The organism is Rhodoplanes tepidamans (genome assembly GCF_030813915.1).
Classification (GTDB): Bacteria; Pseudomonadota; Alphaproteobacteria; order Rhizobiales; family Xanthobacteraceae; genus Rhodoplanes; species Rhodoplanes tepidamans.
The window spans coordinates 14,362-34,277 of the sequence record NZ_JAUSUJ010000030.1; the positions used below are offsets into that span (position 1 = coordinate 14,362).

26 protein-coding genes are annotated in these 19,916 nt (G+C 72.3%); 3 read left to right on the forward strand and 23 right to left on the reverse strand.

Going from position 1 to position 19,916, the window contains the following annotated elements; genetic code table 11:
• The first annotated feature begins 39 nt into the window (after window positions 1-39).
• From J2S22_RS26450 to J2S22_RS26460, 3 genes are all read left to right on the forward strand, one after another.
• Window positions 40-1,383: a homoserine dehydrogenase gene (locus J2S22_RS26450; protein WP_272778784.1), complete on the forward strand. Its 1,344-nt coding sequence runs from the start codon at window positions 40-42 to the stop codon at window positions 1,381-1,383.
• A 48-nt stretch (window positions 1,384-1,431) separates the two neighbouring features.
• Window positions 1,432-2,454 carry a class II fructose-bisphosphatase gene (glpX, locus tag J2S22_RS26455; protein ID WP_272778785.1) on the forward strand — a complete coding sequence of 341 codons (1,023 nt, stop codon included), beginning with the start codon at window positions 1,432-1,434 and terminating at the stop codon, window positions 2,452-2,454.
• Between the two features lie 319 nt (window positions 2,455-2,773).
• A complete protein-coding gene (locus tag J2S22_RS26460) occupies window positions 2,774-3,064 on the forward strand; it encodes a hypothetical protein (protein ID WP_272778786.1) in 291 nt (96 codons plus the stop codon).
• Here J2S22_RS26460 and J2S22_RS26465 read toward each other — a convergent pair.
• From J2S22_RS26465 to J2S22_RS26575, 23 genes are all read right to left on the reverse strand, one after another.
• Complete coding sequence (locus J2S22_RS26465; protein WP_272778787.1) at window positions 3,009-3,359, reverse strand: hypothetical protein; 351 nt, start codon at window positions 3,357-3,359, stop codon at window positions 3,009-3,011. The two genes, J2S22_RS26460 and J2S22_RS26465, sit on opposite strands and share 56 nt — an antisense overlap.
• 10 nt (window positions 3,360-3,369) lie before the next feature.
• Window positions 3,370-4,926: a sialate O-acetylesterase gene (locus J2S22_RS26470; RefSeq protein WP_272778788.1), complete on the reverse strand. Its 1,557-nt coding sequence runs from the start codon at window positions 4,924-4,926 to the stop codon at window positions 3,370-3,372.
• Window positions 4,923-5,288, reverse strand: a complete 366-nt coding sequence (locus tag J2S22_RS26475) for a hypothetical protein (protein WP_272778789.1) — start codon at window positions 5,286-5,288, stop codon at window positions 4,923-4,925. The genes J2S22_RS26470 and J2S22_RS26475 overlap by 4 nt, the downstream gene beginning before the upstream one ends.
• Before the next feature lie 14 nt (window positions 5,289-5,302).
• Window positions 5,303-6,502, reverse strand: a complete 1,200-nt coding sequence (locus J2S22_RS26480) for a hypothetical protein (RefSeq protein WP_272778790.1) — start codon at window positions 6,500-6,502, stop codon at window positions 5,303-5,305.
• A gap of 10 nt (window positions 6,503-6,512) precedes the next feature.
• Window positions 6,513-7,145, reverse strand: a complete 633-nt coding sequence (locus J2S22_RS26485; protein ID WP_272778791.1) for a putative phage tail protein — start codon at window positions 7,143-7,145, stop codon at window positions 6,513-6,515.
• Window positions 7,142-8,230, reverse strand: coding sequence for a baseplate J/gp47 family protein (locus tag J2S22_RS26490; protein ID WP_272778792.1), 1,089 nt, complete (start codon window positions 8,228-8,230; stop codon window positions 7,142-7,144). The genes J2S22_RS26485 and J2S22_RS26490 overlap by 4 nt, the downstream gene beginning before the upstream one ends.
• Entirely contained in the window at window positions 8,230-8,697 is a 468-nt protein-coding gene (locus tag J2S22_RS26495; protein ID WP_272778793.1) for a phage GP46 family protein, read from the reverse strand. Before J2S22_RS26495 ends, J2S22_RS26490 begins: the two co-directional genes overlap by 1 nt.
• Entirely contained in the window at window positions 8,694-9,095 is a 402-nt protein-coding gene (locus J2S22_RS26500) for a hypothetical protein (RefSeq protein ID WP_272778794.1), read from the reverse strand. The genes J2S22_RS26495 and J2S22_RS26500 overlap by 4 nt, the downstream gene beginning before the upstream one ends.
• 87 nt (window positions 9,096-9,182) lie before the next feature.
• On the reverse strand, window positions 9,183-9,776 hold the full coding sequence (locus J2S22_RS26505) for a phage baseplate assembly protein domain-containing protein (protein WP_272778795.1): 594 nt from the start codon (window positions 9,774-9,776) through the stop codon (window positions 9,183-9,185).
• Window positions 9,776-10,960 (reverse strand): phage baseplate assembly protein, encoded by a 1,185-nt coding sequence (locus tag J2S22_RS26510; protein ID WP_272778796.1) that lies wholly within the window; start codon window positions 10,958-10,960, stop codon window positions 9,776-9,778. The genes J2S22_RS26505 and J2S22_RS26510 overlap by 1 nt, the downstream gene beginning before the upstream one ends.
• Window positions 10,957-12,255 (reverse strand): DNA circularization N-terminal domain-containing protein, encoded by a 1,299-nt coding sequence (locus J2S22_RS26515; RefSeq protein WP_272778797.1) that lies wholly within the window; start codon window positions 12,253-12,255, stop codon window positions 10,957-10,959. The genes J2S22_RS26510 and J2S22_RS26515 overlap by 4 nt, the downstream gene beginning before the upstream one ends.
• A gap of 4 nt (window positions 12,256-12,259) precedes the next feature.
• Window positions 12,260-14,089: a phage tail tape measure protein gene (locus J2S22_RS26520; RefSeq protein WP_272778798.1), complete on the reverse strand. Its 1,830-nt coding sequence runs from the start codon at window positions 14,087-14,089 to the stop codon at window positions 12,260-12,262.
• 4 nt (window positions 14,090-14,093) lie between these two features.
• Window positions 14,094-14,222 (reverse strand): hypothetical protein, encoded by a 129-nt coding sequence (locus J2S22_RS26525; protein WP_272778799.1) that lies wholly within the window; start codon window positions 14,220-14,222, stop codon window positions 14,094-14,096.
• Window positions 14,219-14,740 (reverse strand): phage tail assembly protein, encoded by a 522-nt coding sequence (locus J2S22_RS26530; RefSeq protein WP_272778800.1) that lies wholly within the window; start codon window positions 14,738-14,740, stop codon window positions 14,219-14,221. The genes J2S22_RS26525 and J2S22_RS26530 overlap by 4 nt, the downstream gene beginning before the upstream one ends.
• A gap of 23 nt (window positions 14,741-14,763) precedes the next feature.
• A complete protein-coding gene (locus J2S22_RS26535; protein WP_272778801.1) occupies window positions 14,764-15,129 on the reverse strand; it encodes a phage tail tube protein in 366 nt (121 codons plus the stop codon).
• 39 nt (window positions 15,130-15,168) lie between these two features.
• Entirely contained in the window at window positions 15,169-16,644 is a 1,476-nt protein-coding gene (locus J2S22_RS26540) for a phage tail sheath subtilisin-like domain-containing protein (RefSeq protein WP_272778802.1), read from the reverse strand.
• 22 nt (window positions 16,645-16,666) lie between these two features.
• Complete coding sequence (locus J2S22_RS26545; RefSeq protein ID WP_272778803.1) at window positions 16,667-16,942, reverse strand: DUF2635 domain-containing protein; 276 nt, start codon at window positions 16,940-16,942, stop codon at window positions 16,667-16,669.
• The gene (locus J2S22_RS26550; RefSeq protein ID WP_272778804.1) at window positions 16,942-17,523 is read right to left on the reverse strand and encodes a hypothetical protein; all 582 of its coding nucleotides are present in this window, start codon (window positions 17,521-17,523) and stop codon (window positions 16,942-16,944) included. Before J2S22_RS26550 ends, J2S22_RS26545 begins: the two co-directional genes overlap by 1 nt.
• Window positions 17,524-17,566: 43 nt before the next feature.
• Window positions 17,567-17,995 (reverse strand): gp436 family protein, encoded by a 429-nt coding sequence (locus J2S22_RS26555; protein WP_272778805.1) that lies wholly within the window; start codon window positions 17,993-17,995, stop codon window positions 17,567-17,569.
• A 2-nt stretch (window positions 17,996-17,997) separates the two neighbouring features.
• On the reverse strand, window positions 17,998-18,249 hold the full coding sequence (locus J2S22_RS26560) for a hypothetical protein (protein ID WP_272778806.1): 252 nt from the start codon (window positions 18,247-18,249) through the stop codon (window positions 17,998-18,000).
• A 2-nt stretch (window positions 18,250-18,251) separates the two neighbouring features.
• Window positions 18,252-18,446: a hypothetical protein gene (locus tag J2S22_RS26565; protein WP_272778807.1), complete on the reverse strand. Its 195-nt coding sequence runs from the start codon at window positions 18,444-18,446 to the stop codon at window positions 18,252-18,254.
• 132 nt (window positions 18,447-18,578) lie between these two features.
• Window positions 18,579-19,007, reverse strand: coding sequence for an HI1506-related protein (locus J2S22_RS26570; protein WP_272778808.1), 429 nt, complete (start codon window positions 19,005-19,007; stop codon window positions 18,579-18,581).
• A gap of 11 nt (window positions 19,008-19,018) precedes the next feature.
• On the reverse strand, window positions 19,019-19,912 hold the full coding sequence (locus J2S22_RS26575; protein ID WP_272778809.1) for a Mu-like prophage major head subunit gpT family protein: 894 nt from the start codon (window positions 19,910-19,912) through the stop codon (window positions 19,019-19,021).
• Between the last annotated feature and the right edge of the window lie 4 nt (window positions 19,913-19,916).

Below are 19,916 nucleotides of genomic sequence, written 5' to 3' on the forward strand. Positions count from 1 at the left end.
CCCTCCCGTCTCCACCCCCGTGGTCAGGTCGTTCTCGAAATGGTTGCGCCGCTGAAAGTCGGTCTCGCGGGCCTCGGCACCGTCGGAGGCTCGGTCGCCCGCCTGCTGCAGAAGCAGGAGTCGAACGCGCCGGAGTCGAACGTGCTGGCGACGCGCTGCGGCCGACCGGTCCAGCTGGTCGCGGTGTCGGCCAAGGCCGAATCCGAGATGCACGCGCTCGGCATCCCGGGGCTGCGCTTCGTGCCGAGCCCGACCGCGCTCGCGGCCGACCCGGAGATCGACGCCTTCGTCGAGCTGATGGGCGGCGAGGGCGACCCGGCCAAGGCGGCCATCACGGCGGCGCTGTCGGCCGGCAAGCCGGTGGTGACGGCCAACAAGGCGCTGATCGCCCGCCACGGCGTGGCGCTCGCCCGGCTCGCCGAGACGAGCGGGGTGGCGCTCAACTTCGAGGCGGCGGTCGGCGGCGCGATTCCGGTGGTGAAGACGCTGCGCGAGGGCTTCGCCGGCAACTCCTTCGACCGCGTCTACGGCATCCTCAACGGCACCTGCAACTACATCCTGTCGCGCATGGAGAGCGAGAAGCTCTCCTTCGCCGACTGCCTGCGGGAGGCGCAGAAGCTGGGCTACGCCGAGGCCGACCCGACCTTCGACGTCGAGGGCTTCGACACCGCCCAGAAGATCGCCATCCTGGCGAGCCTCGCCTTCGGCGTGCAGGTCGACCCCGACGCCGTCTATGTCGAGGGCATCTCGTCGATCACCCCGGAGGATCTCGAGGCGGCGGCCGAGCTCGGCTACCGCATCAAGCTGCTCGGCGTCGCGGTGCGCACCGAGCAGGGCATCGAGCAGCGCGTCCATCCGACCATGGTGCGGCTCGATTCGCCGCTCGCCCAGGTGATGGGCGTCACCAATGCCGTGACGGTCGATCCGGCCGGCTTCTCGCCCATCACCCTGGTGGGACCGGGCGCCGGTGGCGCGGCGACCGCCTCGGCCGTGGTGGCCGATCTCGCCGACATCGCCCGCGGCCTCAAGGCCAAGCCGTTCGGCCGGCCGACCGAGGCGCTGATCGGCAGCCGCCGGGCTCCCATGCAGCGGCACGAGGGCGGCTACTACATCCGGCTCGCCGCCGTCGACCGGCCCGGCACCTTCGCCACCATCGCCAAGCATCTCGCCGACGAGCACATCTCGCTCGAATCGATCGTCCAGCGCCGGCGCAACGGCGAGCCGCACGGCGGCTCCAGCCCGGACAGCGCGCAGACCCCCGCCCCGGTCATCCTGGTGACCTACGCCACGACCGAGGACGCCGTGCGCAAAGCCTTGAGCGAGATCAAAAACAGGGGTGTGATCGCGGGTAACCCTCAGGTCATCCGGATCGAAAAGAACTGACCGGAGGGCCCCTGCGTTCCGGTCGCAGTGAAAGGATTCCTCGTGAGCATGAGCGAGGTCGTCAAAGGTGATCGCAACTTGATCGCCGCCACCCGCCAGCGCGAAACTCTCGACCGCGTGCTCTCGATCGAGATCGTGCGCGTGACCGAACGCGCCGCCGTCGCCGCCGCCCAGTGGCGCGGCCGCGGCAACGAGAAGGCCGCCGACCAGGCCGCCGTCGACGCCATGCGGCGCGAGCTCAACCGCCTGCCGATCTCCGGCACCGTGGTGATCGGCGAGGGCGAGCGCGACGAGGCGCCGATGCTGTTCATCGGCGAGCATGTCGGCAACGGCAAGGGGCCGAAGGTCGACATCGCGGTCGATCCCCTGGAAGGCACCACGTTGTGCGCCAAGGCGATGCCGGGCGCGATCGCCACCATGGCGATGGCCGAGGGCGGCTCGCTGCTCAACGCCCCCGACGTCTACATGGACAAGATCGCGATCGGCCCCGGCTACTCCAAGGGCGTGGTCGATCTCGACGCGCCGCCCGAGCTGAACATCCGGGCGCTCGCCATGGCCAAGGGCGTCAAGCCGGAGGAGATCACGGCGCTGATCCTCGACCGGCCGCGCCACGCCGACCTGATCGCCGCGGTGCGCCGCACCGGCGCCTCGGTGCAGCTGATCACCGACGGCGACGTCGCCGGCGTCATCCACACGGCCGACCCGGAGACGACCGGCGTCGACATCTACATGGGCATCGGCGGCGCCCCCGAGGGCGTGCTGGCGGCCGCCGCCCTGTCGTGCATCGGCGGCCAGTTCCAGGGCCGGCTGATCCTCGACAACGAGGAGAAGCGCGAGCGCTCGCGCCGCATGGGCATCAAGGACCCGAAGAAGAAGTATCAGCTCGAGGATCTGGTCACCGGCGACTGCGTGTTCGCCGCCACCGGCATCGTCTCCGGCTCGCTGCTGCGCGGCGTCCGCTTCCGCCCCGGCATCATCGAGACCGAGACCGTGGTGATGCGCTCCACCACCGGCACGGTGCGCTGGATCCGCGCCGAGCACCGCCACTTCCAGAAGTTCCAGATGGGGTGAAGCCAGCTTTCCCGAAGACGGCCTTTCCTGACCCTCTCCCCTCGTGGGAGAGGGTGGGTCCGCGCGTCGCGCGGAACCGGGTTGTAGCCGGACACATGAAACTGGAGTCCTGGACACTTGATTTTGTAGCACTCGCTGAGGCCGCATCGCCCCCCCCTGTAGCGCGCCGGCGGGCGGGGGTGCAAGGCGGCTCGGAGGGGCTTCGAAGGGGCTTCGAGGAGGTCCAGGGCCGGCCCTGGCTCCGGCTTGTGCCGCGAGACGGTTGCAGTCGGGTACCACAACCCTAAAATGTCGGGACGCGCCGCGGAGGACTGACCCCATGGACGATGCCGACATCCGCATCGAGCTCGACAAGATCGCCGCCCTGGGCGGGACGGTCGAGACGCTCGAAACCCAGTATCCGATCGACCGGGACGTGGCGGCCGAGGCGGTGCGGCGGGGGTTGATCGACACCAGGCTGTCCGGGACCTTCCACGCCCTCTGGTCGTTGACCGACGCAGGGCGTGCGATGTGCGGCCTGCCGCCCCAGCCGAAGGGCTTGATCTCCCGCCTGATCAAAGCGTTTCGGGAGGAGTTCGCGTCGCCGTCAATGCCGCCAGACGCGCGCTGATCTCGGCGATCGCGTCGTCCCGCGCCTGAAGCTCGGCCTGCAGCGCGGCGACGACGCGCGCGTGCTCCGCCGCCGTGGCGGTGGCGGCGGCCCCCAGAAGCTCCGCGACCAAGGCCTGTGGGACGTCTGCGGGGTCGTCGGCACCGGCCCGCTCGACCCGCCCGACGATGGTGCCCCCCTCGACGAGATAGGCCCGCTGCGCGAGCGAGATGCCGCGAACCGCGCCGGCGACCTCGCCGCGCTCGCAGGTGAACCGGACCAGCACCTCGTAGGGGTGCGTCTCGATCTTCTCCATCCCCTGCTCCTCAGGCTGCGGCTACGACGTTGGTGCCGGAGATCACCCACGCCGACCCGTTCCAGGAGACCGCGCCGCCGGTGCCGGCACCGACGCCCTCTCGATTGCCAGCACCGTCGAACACCCGGCAGTCCGAGCACCACACTGAGGCGCCGGTGACGCCGGCCGGCAGTGTCGCCACCGTGTAGGGGCGGTCCACGAGCAGCGAGTCCTCGGTCACGATCTCCTGTGCACCGGCGCGGTGAGCAAGGGCGCCGGTATCCTTGACGCGCAGGCGCTCGCTCAGCGTCGCGGTTCCGATCTTCGTGGTCCAGAGCCGGAACTCGCACCCTTGGGCAGAGTCGGTCCAATTCTCGGACGCCATAAACTGGATTGCAGCTCGCGGCGTCGAATAGCCGGTCGCGCCGTACCCTCTGCTATTGAGGTTGAGGATCACGGCACCGGACGTAAGCGCGCTCGGCGACGCCGCCGTGCCGTTGGCTCGGCGCCCGATCAGCCCGATGACCGACCCGAAGCTGTCGTACTCGATGTTGAGGCCCGTCGCATCGGCACCGGCCACCCGCAAGCCGGTCGACGAGTTGCTGACCGTATCCGGCAGATCGCCGGCGTTCAGGCTGATGTCGACCTTCGCCTTGGGTTTCTCCGTCCCGAACCCCCAGCGGGCAAGCTCGGGGTCGTAGATCGGGCCAGCCCCGGTGTGCCGGCCCACGCCGGACATCACCGTGTGGGCGGCGAGGACGCCAGCGGCCCGATAGCCGGCGGCGAACATGTGGATGCCGTCCCACAGGGCAGCCGGGAGCGCCGCGGTGTAGACGAAGAGCCGCCGGTCCGGGTCCGTCGCGGCGCAGCGCGCGAGGACCTGGTTCATCGGGCCGTGGTAGGCGCTGGCCGCAACGGTGCTGTTGGCGATCCCGAAGATGACGATCGGGGTCTCGACGGGGAACCAGGACTCGGCCCGGAAGCGGGCGATGAGGGTCTCGAAATTGGCCAGATAGCTGGAGGGTGACGCGGCGTCCGACTCGCCCTGCCACCACAGCAGATAGTCGACCGTCGAGACACCGGCGGCGGCAAGTGCGGGCACGATGTTGGCCGTGAGATTCGCCCACACGTCCGGAGCCGGCGTGCCCGGCAGCCAGTAGGAGATCGCCCGGCCGAAGGCCACGGTCACGACCAGCACCTGCCGCAGCGGGTTCGCCTTCGCAATCTCGGCGGCGAAGGCCCAGGTCGTGTTGATCCTGGTCTCGTCCGCGGCCTCGAATGCGGTTCCGACATTCCCGTCCGCACCGGACCAGTTCCACACCTGAAGGTTTGCCGGCGGAGACCAGGAATAGGTCTCCTTCCGAACGAAGTTGCTCTGGCCCGTTGCCAGAACGACGATCGGGTCGACCTCGGGCAACGTCGCGTCGGCGCCGGCCGGGCCCGTCTCCCCGGTTGCTCCCGTCGCCCCCGGCGGCCCCTGGATGCCCTGCTCGCCCTGGATGCCCTGGGGCCCCTGTGTGCCGACGATCACGGTGCCGGGCGGGGTGGCGGCCTGGCGGGGGACCTCGGTGATCGAGATGATCCTCACGGCTTGGTCACTCCGATGCGGTGGCGCCAGGTGCCGTACATGAAGCGGCGCTCGATGCCGTCGGCCGTGGCCACGATGTCGAAGACGTAGTCGGCCTCGCCGAGGGCCGCCATCACGGTGCGGGGGATGTCGACGCCCAGCGTCGCGCCCGTGATGGTGAGTCGGCTGTCGGTCGTCGAGGCCTCCAGGTGGACGTTGCGGTCCTTCGCAGCCGTGCGCAGCTGCAGCTTGAAGGCGATGCCGGCGAGCGCCAGGTCGGCCGGCGGGTCGCCGGTCTGGACCAGGAAGCTCGTGCGGGCCCGCTCGTTCGAGTGTGTCTCGATGACGGCCTCGAAGAGTGGGAGCTGCAGGATGTTGGTCACGGCCGGCAGTCCCTCTAGAGCCGGATGTAGATGCCGACCGTGATGGTCGGCTGCACCACCGAGAAGGCCTGGCTGGAGCCGCCGAGCGCCACCGTGGCGCCCGCGAAGGTGGCGGTCGCCACGGTCACGGTGGCCGAGTTGATGGTGATGCCGGTTGCCGCGGCGTCGGTCGGCTGTCCCTCCGTGGAGTTGATGACGATCGCCGAGCCGGGGCCGACGCCGGCGGCGTTCACCGGCGTGTTGGGCTTCCGGTACGGGTGGGTGTGGGTCGGGTCTGTGACCCCGTGGCCGTGCGAGTTGAGCGTGATGCTCAGTGTGCCGCTCGGGGTGTGGGGGATCGCCGGCAGGTTGGCCGTGACCAGGCTGGCCGACTGCAGGCCGCCGGCGGCGCCCAGCACGGTGCCGTCCGCCCCCAGATAGGTCGCGGTCAGGCGCCCGGAGTCGCTGTTGCCCATGTCCCCGAGCCCGGCCTGCACGCGGCCGCGGGCGTCGGGCAGCGTCAGCACCTTGCCGGCCGCCCAGTCGGCCGCCGCGGTGGCGCCGCGGCCGCCGGTGACCGTGAGATTGGTGTCGGCCCAGTACAGCTCGTAAAGGCGCCGGCAGTCGCTCGCCGCCCGCTCGGTGGCCCCCGAGCCGGCCGCGCCGATGGAGCGGCCGTTCTTGCGTACGTAGCCGGCCAGCGTGCCGGTCGCGTGGCGCGTGACCTCGTCGCCGGTGCGGCCGTCGACGCGCGGGATCTGCATCGACGTCCCGTCGAAGGACAGCCGCGCGACCTGGCCGGCCACGAGGTCGTAGGGCGCCAGCGCCGTGCCGTCGTGCCGCACCAGCGGATAGGTGCCGACCAGGCTGCCGTTGTTCGACACCTGGATGGTCGCCGCATAGGTGACGCTGTTCAGCACCTTGACCTTGATCGACTTCCCGGCCGCGAGCGTGAAGCCGGGCGTCGCGAGGTCGACCACCAGGGCATTCTCGGTCCCCGTGTCGGCCGCGTAGGGCTCGCCGACCAGGGCCTTGATGGCCTTCAGCACCTGCGCGCGGTCGGACGAGAGCGCGAGGCCGGCGCCCTCGACGACGCCGGCCAGCTCCTCCTGCACGTCGTTGAGAAACTGCTCGGTGACGGCCGTGCCGGGCAGGCCGGCCGCCGTGTTGCGGCCGCGGAAGCCGAGCTTGCCGGTCGCGATCTCGACCGCGTTGGCGCCCTCGATCCGTCTCATGTGCGGGACCTCATGTGCCAGACTCCGCGTAGGTGAAGACCGCCTCGGTGTGGGCCGGCTTGAGCCGGCCGATCTCGCATTCCAGATCGGACGGCTCGAACGAGTAGATGAGGTCGCCGGCCGCCAGCTCGCCGGCCTCCGCGACCTTCCAGAGCCCGAGCGGCAGCTGCACCGAGAAGGTGAACGCCTCGGAGATCCCGACGATCTCGTCGCCGGCCTCCAGGAGGCCGGCCTGCGACACCACCAGGTTGGTGATGACGATCGGGGTGCCGCGCTTCTCGGCGACCCCTTCGAAGTAGAGCCGGCTCGCGCCCCCGCGCGCCGTGTAGCGGCTGTGGGCGAGGCGGCGGCGCTCGTCGAGCGGCAGGGCCGCGATGTTGCGGCCGCACGGGTCGGCGCCGAGCAGCCGCTCGAAGTCCGGCAGCATCACGGTGGCGCTGCGCGGATCGACCTCGCGCATCAGCGCCTCGGCGGCCGCCTCGACCTCGGCGATGCCCTCGGCGAGCGGGCGCAGCACCGCGGCGAGCAGGCTGCTGCCGGCTCCGCCGGTGCCGGCTGCGCCGGTCGTGCCGGCCGGCCAGGCGGCGCCGCGCGGCAGCAGCGTCAGCATCTCGGCCCACACCTGGTCGGCGCTGCGGCTCACAGGCTCCCCCAGGTGAGGTCGCCCGGAACGGGCAGCTCGGTGTCGGCCATGACGACGTCGTCGGCCGGGGCGAGCAGCTGGTGCGCATACTCGCCGTCGGCCGAGGAGATCGCCTCGGAGAGGCGCGAGCGCCGCACCGTGCCGCCGATCGCGGCGTCGCGCGCATAGGTGACGGCGAGCGCCGCCGCGATGCCTTCGCGCACCCGCGTCTCGTCGGGGTCGATGGCGATCTGGTGGTCGATCTCGACCAGGGTGACCGGGAGCACGAACAGGTCGCTCATGCCGAGCGGCGCCTGGCCGGCCAGATACTCGGCGATCGCCTGGATCTCGGTGGAGGTCGGCACCCGCGGCGCCGCCTTGGTGCCCATCGCCACCACCACGGTGACGCCGCCCGTGAAGCCGTTGGCGCGCACATGCGAGGCCGCGAAGCTGTTCTGCACCCACTGCTCGTAGTCGGCGGCGTTGCCGCCGTGCGCCGGCGCGCGGATGCGGGCCAGGATGCGGGCCAGCATGTCGTCCAGGCTCTCGCGGTCGGCGCCGCCGGCGAGCCCCTCCTGGCTCACCGCGATCGCCGTGACGCCGGCGATCGAGGCATCGAGCGACAGCGCCGTGCCGGCGTCGAGATTGCCGTCGGGCCCGGCCTCCACGGCCTCGACGGCGAGCTGCAGCGTGCCCTCGACCGTGACGGTGCCGCCCTCGGTGGTGACATAGGCGACGCCGGCCGGGGACTGCAGCTCGGTGCCGGCCTCGATCCCGACGCCCGGCGTCGCGATGATCTCGACAAGGCCGATCGCCCGGGTTGCGGCCCGCCGGTAGATGCCCCAGATGTCGCCGTGCCGCTCGATCAGCTCGTCGGCCGCCGTGTCGGGCAGGTACTGCCGGGCCCACCACGCCTGGTGCAGATGGACCTCGTACAGCTCCATGGCCTGCACGCGCAGGAGCGCGGCGATCACGCCGCGCGGCGAGCGCACCGCCCGGGCCACCGCGGCCGGCGAGGCGTCCGGCCGGGCGACCAGGATGGCCGCCTCCATGCGGGCCTCCTGGCGCCGGATCAGCTCGGTCGGGGTCGGCACCGGCCAGGGCATCAGCCGATCCTCTGGTTGACCGTGACGGTGCGGCCGTCGACCGTCACGGCGATCGCGAGCCAGCCCCGGCGCAGCCACTCGGCCGCCACCACGGCCGCCGTGCCGGTCTCGTCGCGCACCCAGGCGAAGGCCTCGCGGGTCCACTCGGCCGCGAAGCGCGGGGTGAGGTCGCCGCCCTTGGCGCGGGCGAGCAGCCACAGGCGGGAGCCGATGCGCCGGCCGAAGGCGTCGAGCGCGTCGCCCGGCCAGCCGCGCCGCGCGCCGATCGCCGCCGCCGGCGCGGCGCCGGCGACCGTGCCGTCGGGCAGCGTGTCCTCGGCGCGCGCCCGGCGGTCGCTGAGCAGCGACACCAGCATCGGGGTCGCCGGCGTCTCGTCGAGGACGAGGTCGCCGTCGTCGCCGAGCACCAGGTCGCAGCGCCGCGTCGCCGGGTCGTAGACGAGGGCGAGGTCGAGCCAGTCGGTCACGACGCGGTGGCCTCCGCCGCCGCGGCGATGGCCGCCTGCTCGGCCCGGAACGCCTCCAGGCGTGCCTCCTGGGCCGCCTCGGCCTCCCGCTCGGCGGCGAGCCGGGCCTCCTCGGCCTCCTGCCAGTCCTCGTAGCGCGTGAGGTCGGTCGCCTCGGCCTCGTGGCTCGCATCGAGGCGGCGCCCGATCTCGGCCTGCCAGGCGTCGAGCCACGGCTTGACCGTGCGCGGATCCCGGAACGTGCCGGGCGCGCTGCCGCCGGCGACGGCGCCGACCAGGTCGGGCCCGTGCCACTGGATCTGCGTGGCGTCGGTCGGCGGCCAGGCGCTCTCCTCGATCCGCAGCGGCAGGCCGTCGACCACGACGGTCCGGTCCGCGACGTTCACGATCACCTGCATGGGGGCTCTCCTTCGATGAGGGCGCCAGTCTCGCGCGCGCGCGGGCCCGGCATCATGCCCGCCGCGGCGGGGGTCGATGCGACCTGGTCACGGGTCCGGGTCGGCGCCGACGGTCGGCAGGATCGAGCACTTGATGCCGCTCGCGTGCACGACCAGGCGGTGGCCGCCGGCGAGCAGCTTGGCCGCGGCGGCCGACACCCGGGCCGTGCTGGTGCCGACCTTCGCCTCGATCGCGGTGTCGGTGAGCGTCACGGTCACGTCGTCGCCGCGCTTCAGCACGAGCCCGGCCTCGTCGACCGTGATCTCGCCGTGTGGCGTGATCACCCGGTAGGCCTTGTGGGCCTGCACCTCGATCGTGCCGTCCGCCTTGACGTGCACGCGGCTGCCGTCGGCGCCGTAGAGCGCCGCCTCGCCTTCCTCGAGGAAGCCGAGCCGCACGCCGGGTGCCGACACCGGCAGCGCGACCAGGTCGCCCTGGTCGCCGCCGACCGCGAGCACCAGCACCAGGCCACCAGCCGGAGCCCGCGACGCGATGCCGAACGGCTGCAGCACCTCGACGCCGGCGCGGTCGTGGCCTTCGCGGATCGTCACGTCGACGAGCTGCGTCGCCTTGCCGTCGTCGCTCGACCGCACCACGGCCCGCGTGATCAGGCCGCGGATCATGTGCACGAGCTCGCGCATCACAACCTCGCCGCGGTCTTGTCGAGCGTGCCGCCCTTGTCCTGCTCGCTGTCGCCCTCGGGCAGCAGGTCGAAGGCCTGGGCGCCGACCAGCGCCAGGCGCGTCGTCTCGCCGTCCTGGTCGTCGAAGCCGTAGACGACGCCGCGGACCAGCATGTCGCGGCGCACACCCGCATAGGCGTCGTCGACGAACACCAGCTGATTGGGCTTCCACAGCCCGCCGGAGGGTCCTCGAAACCCCTTCGCGGTGTGCTCGATCACGCGGGACTTCGCCTTCGCGGTCCGTGCCATCCACTCGGCCACGGTCTTGGCCGGCGCCTTGTACGTGGTGGTGCGGCTCGGCGAGACGTGCGGGCGCCAGCGGCCGACGGCCTGGTCCTTGTAATGCCCCGTGATGATCACGCCGGCCTCCTCGGCTGCCTTGTCGGGCTTCACGGGCTCGGCTTGCGGCGCAGCCCGGGCGTCGAGCGGCGCCGCCGTGCGGTCGAGCTTTTGCCCCTTCTCGGCCTGCGACTGGACGAAGTAGTCGCTGAAGCGCTCGCGCCAGGAGAACCGGCCGGCGGAGCGGATCACGTTGCCGGGGAACACCAGATCGCCCGGGCCGCGGGTCTTGCCGCTGCGCGTGAGCACGATCCCGCCGACGCCGTCCGAGACGACCAGCACGGCGCGCTGGCGGGCCCACTTCTCGATCGCCGAGCGCACCGTCTCGCCGGCGTCGATCACGGCGCGGTCGAACTTCTCTCCGACGTCGACCTCGACCTTGACGGCGAGGCCAAACGGCTCGACCAGCTTGCGCACCAGGGCGTCGAGCAACAGGCCCTTGTACTCGCTCGGCCCCTTGGGCTGTGCCGCGCAGTCGATCAGGTCGCCGGCCTTGTCGCGCCCGGCGATCGTCACGCGGCAGCCGTCCTCGCCGGCCTCGGTGTCGACGTCGTCGACCCACCCGACCAGCACCGGCTCGTCGTCGATCGTGACGGTGGCGGCGAGCCCGGGCGCCGGGCTCGCCATGGCCTCGACCAGCGAGGCATAGGGCCACGTCGCGGCCGATGCCTCCGGGTCGCGCAGCTCCAGCCTGATCGCGCCCGAGAGGTCGCCGAGGTCGCGGCCGATCTCGGCCGCGCTCCACTGGTCGTAGACCTCGCCGTCGAGATGCAGGGCGATCCGGCGCGTCGTGGCGAGCGTCATGACGCCGGCGCCTCGGTCAGCACCTCGATCGGCTCGGGCGGCACCAGGCCGGGGTGGCGCAGGCCATTGCGGGTCACGATGTCGTCGAGCATCGGCACGACGGCGCCGGGCTCGTCGCCGGCGAGGTGGTCGGCGACGAGCCACGCCGAGAGCGTGGCGGCGGGCGTCACCAGCACGACCGCCGGCAGGCGGCCGATCGCCTCGTTGATGTCGCGGGCGACCGAGGCGCGCAGCGCCCCGAGCGCCGCCGTCAGCCCGGCGACCGCCTCGGGCCCGTCGGCCGCCAGCGGCACGGCCGCGGCCTCGACGGCATCGATGGCGGCGAACAGCCGGCTGCGCCAGCGCGCCGCCTCCTGGCGCGACTCGTGGTCGATCTCGGTGATCACCCGGGCGGCCTGGCTGGCGATCGCCGCGCTGGCGCCGAGCCGCACCGCCTGCTCGGGCCGGGACGTCGCCTCGAGGCCCAGCACCGCATCGACCAGGCCGAGCAGCATGCCGGCGCCGTCGCGCGCTCCGAAGGTCTCGGCGTCGACCGTCTCGGCGACGGCGGAGCCGATCGCCGCCACCGGTGCGCCGATCGCCAGCGTCGCCACGGGCACGGTCAGCGCGGTGAGCGCGGCGGCGAGGGAGGCAGCGCTGTCGCGGCCGGCGGCCGCCTGCACGGCCGCATCGAGCCCGGCGAGCGGCCGCACCAGCACGGCCGTGAGCGAGGCGGCGCCGCGCTGCGCCCCCGCCGCCGTGGAGACCAGCGTCGCCACCTCGCGGGCGACGCCGCGCGCCGCCGACCACAGCGCCACCGGCAGCATGGCGGCGCCCGTGACGGTGGCGATCGGCACCGCCGCGGCGGCGAGCAGGCCGGAGACGGCGCCCAGCACGGCCGACAGGGTCGACGAGACGATGCTCGGCTCCGGCGTCGGGAAGAACCCGACCCGGAAGCGCGCCACGCGCAGCTCGCGGGCGGCGAACGAGATCGAGGCGGCCTCGGCCACCGTCACCCGCATCTCGCCGAGCCAGGGATGCAGCAGGATGCCGGGCCCGGGCGTCTGGCAGGCGACCCGCAGCGCCTCGGCCCGGGCCACGTAGTCGTCGCCGACGATGACGCCGACGACGTCGACGACGCCGCGGTGGATGCCGAGATCGTCGATCGCGACGTCGTCGAGCCCGGGGAACAGCGTGCGGATGGTGCGCCGCCCCGCCTCGTGCCGGGCGTCGGGGACCCAGAACCGCACGCCCCGGAAGGCGCCGGGCAGCAGGCCCGGCAGCATCTCGTCGAGTGCGGTGTCGAGCAGGCTCATGGCGCTACGGCACCCACAGCATCTGCCCGCGGTCGGCCTCGATCGGCACGGCGCGGCTGTCGCTGGTGACGCTGGTGATCTTGGCGGGCCCGTCGACCTGCACGACGATCTTGCCGCCGACCTCCTGCTTCTGCGCGGTCGGGCCCGGGCCGTCGCGGGCCGGCCCCGCGGCCGAGGCCGCGGCGGCGACCAGGCCGCCGCCCGGGACCACGGCGGCGGCGCCGCGGATCAGCGGCCGGGCCCAGTCCGGGATCAGCCCCTCCCACCACGCCGCGATGCGGGCGCCGAAGCTCGTGAACGTGGTCTCGATCGAGGTCCAGAGACCCGCGAAGAAGCCCTTGATCGGCTCCCAGTATGTGTAGACGGCCATGGCGGCCCCCGTGATGGCAGCAGCCAGTGCGGCGAAGCCGACCACGACCGGGCCTCCGATCAGCCCGACCAGGACTCCGATGCCCGCCGCGACGAAGCCGACGGCCTTGCCGACCAGCCCGAGCCCCGCGGCCGCGAGAAGCAGCGATCCGCCCCAGCTCAGCACGGTGTCGACGCTGCCGGGCATCGCGGTGTCGAGCCACGCCACGACGGTCATCACCTGCTGGAGGATCCAGGTCAGCCCGGCGAGGTTGGTCGAGAAGGCGTTGCCGACGCGCCGCATCGCCTGCTCGGCCGTCTCGGCGAAGACCTCGATCCGGGCCGTCAGGCCCGCCATCCGCCCGGCCAGGTCGCGGGCGATGATCGCGGTGTCGGCCATGGCGATCGAGGCCTTGAACTCCTTGTACTTGTCGAGGTTGGCCAGAAACGGGATGATCGCGTCGAGGGCCTGCTTGTCGCCGAAGACCAGCTGGATCTTCGCGGCCGCCCCGATGCGCTCGAGGTGTGTGCGGACCTTCTCGAAGGCCTCGAGCTGGTTGGCCCCGCCGGCCGCCGCCTCGTCGTAGACCTTCTTCACCTCCTCGGCCGAGATGCCGGTCTTGTCGAACAGCTTCCGCATCGCCGCCTCGAAGGGGTTGAGGCCGCGGGCGGTGGCGTTCTGGATGGTCCCGATGATGTCGGTGTCGAACTCCTTCTTGAAGTTCTCGATCGTCTCCTTGCCGAAGAACTTCTGGAACAGGTTCGAGAGGTTGTTGGCGGCGACCGACGGGCTGCTCGTGCCGTACATCACGACCTGCAGGGCGGCGCCGAGCGTCGTGACCGCCTCCATGCCCGACATGCCGAACTTCTGGATGCCGGCCGTGAGCTCCGGCAGCTCCCGCGCCATGTCCTTGAACTCGAACCGGCCGAGCTTGCCCGCCGTGACCAGCTTGGCGAGCGCCGTCTCCATCTCGGCGACGGAGATCCTGAGGCTGTTCGACAGCGAGAACGAGGCTCGCGCCACGTCCATGACCTCGGCGCCGGCGGCCGTCGCCACCCGACCGACCGTGCGCATCAGCCCCTGCGCGGTCGGCAAATCGAGGCCCGACGAGACGAGGCTCTGCAGTGCCTTCGCCAGATTGATCGAGCGCTGGCCGACCTCGAACGACAGCTTCTCCATGGCGGGCCCGGCCGTGCCGATCATGGCCGAGAGCTTCTCGCCCGTCAGGTCTGCCGTGATGCCGATGTCGCGGACCACGGCATCGTAGGCGGCCGCCGCCTGCAGGGGCGCCGCGAAGGAGAGGCCGGCACCGATCGCGCCGACCGCACCGATGCGGGTGCCGAGATCGCCGACCCGGCGGGTCAGGTCGCCGATGCGGCCGCCGAGCGCGCCGAGCGCGCGGACCCGCCCCATCAGCCGCTCGATCGGGCCGGACAAACGGTCGACCAGGCGCACCATGACGGAGAGAGCGAGCTGGCGGTTCATGGCGTCACGCGTCCCTGCTCGCCTGCTGCCAGGCGCCGACGGCGCCCCACCAGAACAGGACCTGGTCGATCGTCATGGCCTCCAGCTCGGCCGCGGCGAAGCCCGTGTTCGCCGCGAGGCCGCCGAGCTTCACCGGCCAGTCGTCGGGCCACTCCCGAAAAAACAGTTCACGCACTCCGCCGCGTCGGCGAGGTCGGCCGCGTCCATGGCGTCGAACAGCGCGTTCATGATCGGCTGGCGGATGCGGGCGGAGCGCGCCAGCATCACCACGGGCTGCGTCTCCTTCGACGCCGCGGCGATCGCCCGCAGGTCGGCGCCGGTGAGCCGGTGGAAGGTCAGGCGGTCGTACGTCTCCTCGCGAAGGCCGCGCGAGGACGAGCGGACCTGGAGGCTGCGCGGCTCCCGCAGCGGCAGCTCGATGGTGCCGTCGGGATGACGCACGGCCCGCTTCGGCAGCTTGCCGCTCTCGTCGGCGTCCTCGTCCACGACGGCGGCCGCAGCCGGGTCCTCGTCGACGACGACGTCCGGCCCGGCCGGGACGACGGGGCCGGTCGGCCCGGCCGCGCGCATGCGCTCCAGCGCGCCGGCCTGCTGCGGCACGAAGCCCTCGTCCAGGTCGATCACGGTCTCGGTGGCAGGCTGCTTCGCCATGATGGGGGCTCCGTTCGTGGGGATCAGGAGACGGTGAATTCCTCGGGCTCGCCGACCGCCCAGGTCAGCTCGACCTTGCCGCCTTCGCCGCCCGTGAACTCGGGGATCTCGGTCATGAAGGCGTCCGACCAGGTCAGCACCTGGCCGGTGTCGCAGGTCACCTGCAGCTCGCCCTCCTCGGCCGAGTAGAGGTCGGAGGCGCGCTGGCCCTTGCGCAGCGGCACCGTCGCCTTGACCTCGCCGGGCGTGAACTCCTGCGCCCGGCCGACCGCGCGGCCATAGGTGACGGGGTTGTTCTTGATGCCCCCGGGCTTGAACTTCGCCCCCTTCTCGACCTGGAGGTTCTGGCCCTTCCACACCACGTCGACGATCCCGAGCGTCTGCGCCATCGCAGCGGTTCCCTTCCTGTTTCGGGCGGCCGTCGGCCGCTAGACCTCGAACTCGAGCCGGCCGGCCAGCACGATGAGATTGTCCATGACCTTCACGCGCTGGATGCTGTTGACCCGGTGCCGGTCGTCGGCGTCGCGCTCGAAGCTCGACCGGCCGACCGTCTCGGTGGCGTCCTGGATCCAGCCGTTCCGCTCGTAGACCTGGCACCGCGCGGCCCACGAGCCGTGCAGCTTCTGCGGGGTCACGACGGTGGGCGAGTGCTCGGCCGCCGGCGAGCCGTCGGACGCCAGCTTGTGGCGCGGATAGGTCGCCGCCGTGTGGGCCCGCCAGTCGTAGCGGATGCGCGAGAGGGTCGCCGGCACCGTGATATCGAGCCAGGCGTCCGACTCGGCGCCGTCGCTCGTCGTCTTGAACGTCGTGATCACACGGTCGAGCCTGACTGTGCCGTCGGTGTCGACCTCGAAGGTCGAGATGCCGGAATGGAGGAGCAGGTCCTGCTCCTCCTCGGTGAACCTGTCGGCCGAGGCCGGTGCCGCGATGCCGGGCAGCGCCAGGCCGCGGAGCTGACGGGCCGGATCGGCGGCGAGCTGGGCCTCGGCGATGCCGGCAAGCGATGCCGCCCAGGCCCACGGCGGCGAGGCCGACCGGTTGGCGCCGGGCGCCGACGGCATGTGCGGCGAGTTGGTATAGCCACCGAGCGTGCCGAGCTGTCCGAAGGTCCCGTGAGGGCCCCAGTAGATCTTGACGTCCTTGTGCGCCATCGCGGTGTAGCGCTCCGCCGCCCAGGCGGCGAGCGCGGCGAGGCTGGTCGAATCGGTCCAGGCCGTGACGGCGCCCGTGAACCACTCGGCCGCGATGGCGTCCAGCAGGGTCGTCACGTCCGGGTTGCCGCTGCCGCCGCTCATCGCCGTGACGGTACAGCCGACGCCGGCCGGCATCACGTCGTCGATGCGCGGATTGACGGCGAGCTGCAGGGCGTTGCCGGCCTCGCCCTTGTGCTTGGCCGTCACCGTCACCGTGCCGGTCGTCGCCGAGGCCGTCACCTCCAGGTCGGCCACGGCCGTCAGGGCCGCGGCGACCGCGGCGCCGATCGTCGTGGCGCTGTCGCTCGCCGCGACGCCGACCGTGACGCGGTGGTCGGCGACGTGCACGGCGATCGTGCCGGCCGCCGTGGCCGGGCCCGTGAAGACGAAGGTGCCGGTCGCCTGCACGCCGTCGCCCTTGTCGGCGAGCGCGATGGCGTAGAGGTCGGTGGTCTTGTTGGCCGCCTTGAAGGCCTGCACCATCCGGTCGCCGATCGAGCCGGCGCCGAACAGGCTGGCCCCCTGCGCCGGCCGGGTGATCCGGTAGATCGTGGCGGCGGCCGCCGACCCGGTGCTCAGCTTCTGCACGAGCAGCACTGCGCGGGCCGGCCAGCCATAGGTCCCCGACTTGCGATCGTAGACCGGCGCCACCTCGACATAGGTGCCGGGCTTGCGCAGGTCGTACGGGATCTCGTCGAACGTGATGGTCATGGCTGCTCCTCAGCGCTACGTCTCAGCGTTTCTTGGGCTTGACGGCGGCCTCGGCCGCGACGGCCGGCACGTCGGGCTCGGTCGCGACGGCCGGCTGCGCCGGCACGGCCGGCTGCGCCGGCACGGCCGGCTGCGCCGGCACGGCCGGCTGCGCCGGCAAGAGGTCGCCGTCGGCGAGGCGGCGGCGGACGTAGCGGTCGAGCTCCACCCGCTTGCCTTCGGCCGGCCACGGGCTGCCGTCGGGCAGCGGCACGCGGCGGCCTTCGGCGGGTTTCAGAAACGCGGTCTCGGCGGGCATCAGGTCCCCCTCGGCAGGATGGTGTCGGTCGGCTCGCCGGCGGCCTGGCCGGCCTCGGCGTCGAGGTCCCAGGCGGTCACGAGCCGCAGGAAGTCGTCGCTCGATGCGATGGCATCGAGCGCATCGGACAGGTCGACGCCGACGTCGACGTCGACCGTGGCGATGGCGATGCCGACGTCGCTCCAGCCGTCGGCGAAGGCCGAGCCGGCGCGTGTGACCGACAGCGTGCCGACCCCCGGCACGGTCAGCCCGTGCAGCAACGCGGCCGCCGCGATGGTCGACGGATAGAGACCTGGCCCGACCCGGTCGCCGAGGAAGCGCGCCGCGCGGCTCGTGTTCTTGATCACGATGGTCAGCGTGAAGCCGAGGCGCCCCGTGATGGTGCGCCCCGCATTGGCGTCGGGCTCGATCGAGCGCCACGAGAAGCCGAGCCACGGCGTCGCCTTCGCGACTACGCCCTTGAACTCGTCGAGCGTCATCGGCGACGGCACCAGCTCGAACGGCCAGCGGCTCGGCGCGAACACGGTGCGCAGCCGCGCCTCGACGGCCTGGTGCACGGCCGTGATGGGATCGGTGCTCATCGTCTCGTCCCTGTCGCGCCTGCGGCGCTCCCCGCCTCTTGCATCACCAGTCCCTCAGCGAGGCGCTGCCGAAGACGGCGTCGCGGTCCTGCACGCGGGCGCTCGACCCGGCCGAGAGCGTGGCGACCCCCTCCAGCGTGACGGTGCCGGCCGCGATGCCTTCCAGCCAGGCGATGGCCTCCTTGCGGGCGAGCCTCATCTGCTCGGTCGGCTCGCGGTCGCCGCCCTGCGCCAGGTCGTAGCGGGCCAGCACGCACGCGGCCCGCTCCACCGCCTGCGGCACGACGGCGAGCGGCACGGCGTAGCGGCGCCGCAGGTAGCTGTCGATCAGTGCCGAGGCGTCGCCGATCGCCCGCTCGATGCGCTCCGGCTGGATGGTCTCGGGCAACGCCCCGTCGCCCGCGCTGAAGCGCAGGACCTCGGTCTCGCCGAAGCGAGACACCATGTCGGCGACGGTGGCGTAGGCGGTCATGATCAGGCGCCGATCGGGCCGGAGAGGTTGCAGGCGACGCCGGAGGCGCGGCGCAGCGCGTCGAGCGCGGCGTCGGCAAAGCCGCAGACGTAGTCGAGATCGGCGTCGGCCGTGTCGAGGCTCTCGCACTGGAGCCGTGCGATCACGGTGCCGACCGGCACGCCGGCCAAGAAGGCCTGCCGGCCCTCGTGATAGTCGGACCGCGCCGCGTCGGGCTCGGGCTGCTCGTCCGCGAATGGGGTGCCATCGCTCATGATCAGCTCCTGGTGTCGAAGACGGCGTCGATGCGCCGGATCGTCTGTTGCAGCGCGTCGACGTAGCCGTCCAGCCACGCCTCCGCCTCGTCGTCGCTGCGGCCGGACCAGGCCTGGACGAAGATTTCGCTCACCGGCAGGCCCGCGCGAAAGGCGCTACGGCCGGCATCTCGGTGGACGGTGTCGGTGTCGGCCATGATCAGGAGCCTCGACGTCGGCGAAACGAGGCCGGAGAGGCGTGCCTCTCCGGCAGGGGCGGCCGGCCCGAGAACCCTCCGGCTGCCGCCCGGCGGCGCCGCACCCCCGTGACGGCGCCGATCACGCCCGCGTCAACCGACGCGGCGGACGATCAGCATCGGGTCGCTCTCGATGGCCGTTCGATCGGCCTCCGAGAGGTCGTCGAGCCACAGCGTCGTCTCGGCCGGGGCGAAGCTGCGCCGCGCGCGGCGGCGGCCGAGCGGCAGCCGCGAGCGCACGACCATGTGGGGCCGCAGCTGCGGGTCCGGGGTATCGCCGGCGGCGGGTGTGGACCCCGCCGCCGGTTCCACGGTCGTCGCTCGCGGGTTATCGGTGACCGGCGTTGCCTCGCTCGGTGTCGAGAGGGAGGAGGGAAGAGGAGAGCCGCCGTCCGGTGCGGGTTGCGGATCGGCGGCAGGCGCCGGCGGGGCCTGGTCGGGCCCGGCCGGGGCGGCGCTCTGCGCGGGCGCCTTGGTCTCGGATGGCGTCTCGGACGCCTTGGGCTTGCGGGGGCGGGCCATGCGTCACCCGATCAGGCGAGCCAGGGGACGACGAGCAGCTCGGCCGTGCCCTTCCACTCGTTGGTGACGCCGCCGGTACCGTACTCGCTGTTGAGCAGCTTGCGCGCTTCCGACTCGAGCGTGCCGGGCACGACCAGGAGGTCCGGCATGTTGCCGAGCGGCCGCCCGTAGTCGCCCTTCATGTCCATGAGGGCGGCGCGGGCGATCGCGTAGTTGGTGGCGTTCAGGGTCTGCTTGGAGCCCCAGGCGAGCTGCCAGTAGCCGTAGCCGACGTTGCCGCGGGCATCGGCGCCGTACAGGAACTCCTTGTTCATGAACACGTGGTCGTCGTCGACCTTGGTCTTGCTGACGAACTCGAAGTCCCGCCGCTTCTGCAGGATGATCGGCTTCATGACGCGCCGGGTGCAGAGCAGGAACCACGGCGTGCCGGACCCGCCGTCGGTGTTGGCGACCGAGGTCTCGACGCCGTTCGCGTCGAGCACCGGATGGTCAGTGTCGAAAAAGCTCTGGCCGTCGTAGCAGGTGCCCGTGAAGCCGCCCTTCAAGGCAGCCCAGACCAGCTCCTCCCACTTCGAGCCGGTCGACTGGCCCATCTCCTGGAACATCGGGGAGTAGATACCGAGATTGTCGGTGTCGATGTCGTCGCGGTCGACGCCGACGGTCAGCTCGAACGCCTTCTCCTTGATGGCGTAGTCGTGCTGCGCGAGGTTGTGCACGACGCGCGGGCCGATCCACTCGCGCACGCCCGGCATCTTGCCGAGCCAGCCGTACTTCTGCTCCTTGGTGGTCGCCGGCACGACGGTCGCGACCCGCGCGTACTGCGAGGTGGCGAGACCGAGACCCGACTGAAACAGGGCGGAGAAGCCGACCCGCAGGGCGTCGAGATTGGCGGCGTTGATCAGCATGGTG

Coding starts and splice junctions, on each gene's coding strand:
- J2S22_RS26450 (WP_272778784.1), top strand. CDS start 40: ATGGTTGCGCCGCTGAAAGTCGGTCTCGCGGGCCTCGGCACCGTCGGA.
- glpX (WP_272778785.1), top strand. CDS start 1,432: ATGAGCGAGGTCGTCAAAGGTGATCGCAACTTGATCGCCGCCACCCGC.
- J2S22_RS26460 (WP_272778786.1), top strand. CDS start 2,774: ATGGACGATGCCGACATCCGCATCGAGCTCGACAAGATCGCCGCCCTG.
- J2S22_RS26465 (WP_272778787.1), bottom strand. CDS start 3,359: ATGGAGAAGATCGAGACGCACCCCTACGAGGTGCTGGTCCGGTTCACC.
- J2S22_RS26480 (WP_272778790.1), bottom strand. CDS start 6,502: ATGAGACGGATCGAGGGCGCCAACGCGGTCGAGATCGCGACCGGCAAG.
- J2S22_RS26490 (WP_272778792.1), bottom strand. CDS start 8,230: ATGCCCTGGCCGGTGCCGACCCCGACCGAGCTGATCCGGCGCCAGGAG.
- J2S22_RS26500 (WP_272778794.1), bottom strand. CDS start 9,095: ATGCAGGTGATCGTGAACGTCGCGGACCGGACCGTCGTGGTCGACGGC.
- J2S22_RS26505 (WP_272778795.1), bottom strand. CDS start 9,776: ATGCGCGAGCTCGTGCACATGATCCGCGGCCTGATCACGCGGGCCGTG.
- J2S22_RS26510 (WP_272778796.1), bottom strand. CDS start 10,960: ATGACGCTCGCCACGACGCGCCGGATCGCCCTGCATCTCGACGGCGAG.
- J2S22_RS26515 (WP_272778797.1), bottom strand. CDS start 12,255: ATGAGCCTGCTCGACACCGCACTCGACGAGATGCTGCCGGGCCTGCTG.
- J2S22_RS26520 (WP_272778798.1), bottom strand. CDS start 14,089: ATGAACCGCCAGCTCGCTCTCTCCGTCATGGTGCGCCTGGTCGACCGT.
- J2S22_RS26530 (WP_272778800.1), bottom strand. CDS start 14,740: ATGGCGAAGCAGCCTGCCACCGAGACCGTGATCGACCTGGACGAGGGC.
- J2S22_RS26535 (WP_272778801.1), bottom strand. CDS start 15,129: ATGGCGCAGACGCTCGGGATCGTCGACGTGGTGTGGAAGGGCCAGAAC.
- J2S22_RS26540 (WP_272778802.1), bottom strand. CDS start 16,644: ATGACCATCACGTTCGACGAGATCCCGTACGACCTGCGCAAGCCCGGC.
- J2S22_RS26545 (WP_272778803.1), bottom strand. CDS start 16,942: ATGCCCGCCGAGACCGCGTTTCTGAAACCCGCCGAAGGCCGCCGCGTG.
- J2S22_RS26550 (WP_272778804.1), bottom strand. CDS start 17,523: ATGAGCACCGATCCCATCACGGCCGTGCACCAGGCCGTCGAGGCGCGG.
- J2S22_RS26555 (WP_272778805.1), bottom strand. CDS start 17,995: ATGACCGCCTACGCCACCGTCGCCGACATGGTGTCTCGCTTCGGCGAG.
- J2S22_RS26560 (WP_272778806.1), bottom strand. CDS start 18,249: ATGAGCGATGGCACCCCATTCGCGGACGAGCAGCCCGAGCCCGACGCG.
- J2S22_RS26565 (WP_272778807.1), bottom strand. CDS start 18,446: ATGGCCGACACCGACACCGTCCACCGAGATGCCGGCCGTAGCGCCTTT.
- J2S22_RS26570 (WP_272778808.1), bottom strand. CDS start 19,007: ATGGCCCGCCCCCGCAAGCCCAAGGCGTCCGAGACGCCATCCGAGACC.
- J2S22_RS26575 (WP_272778809.1), bottom strand. CDS start 19,912: ATGCTGATCAACGCCGCCAATCTCGACGCCCTGCGGGTCGGCTTCTCC.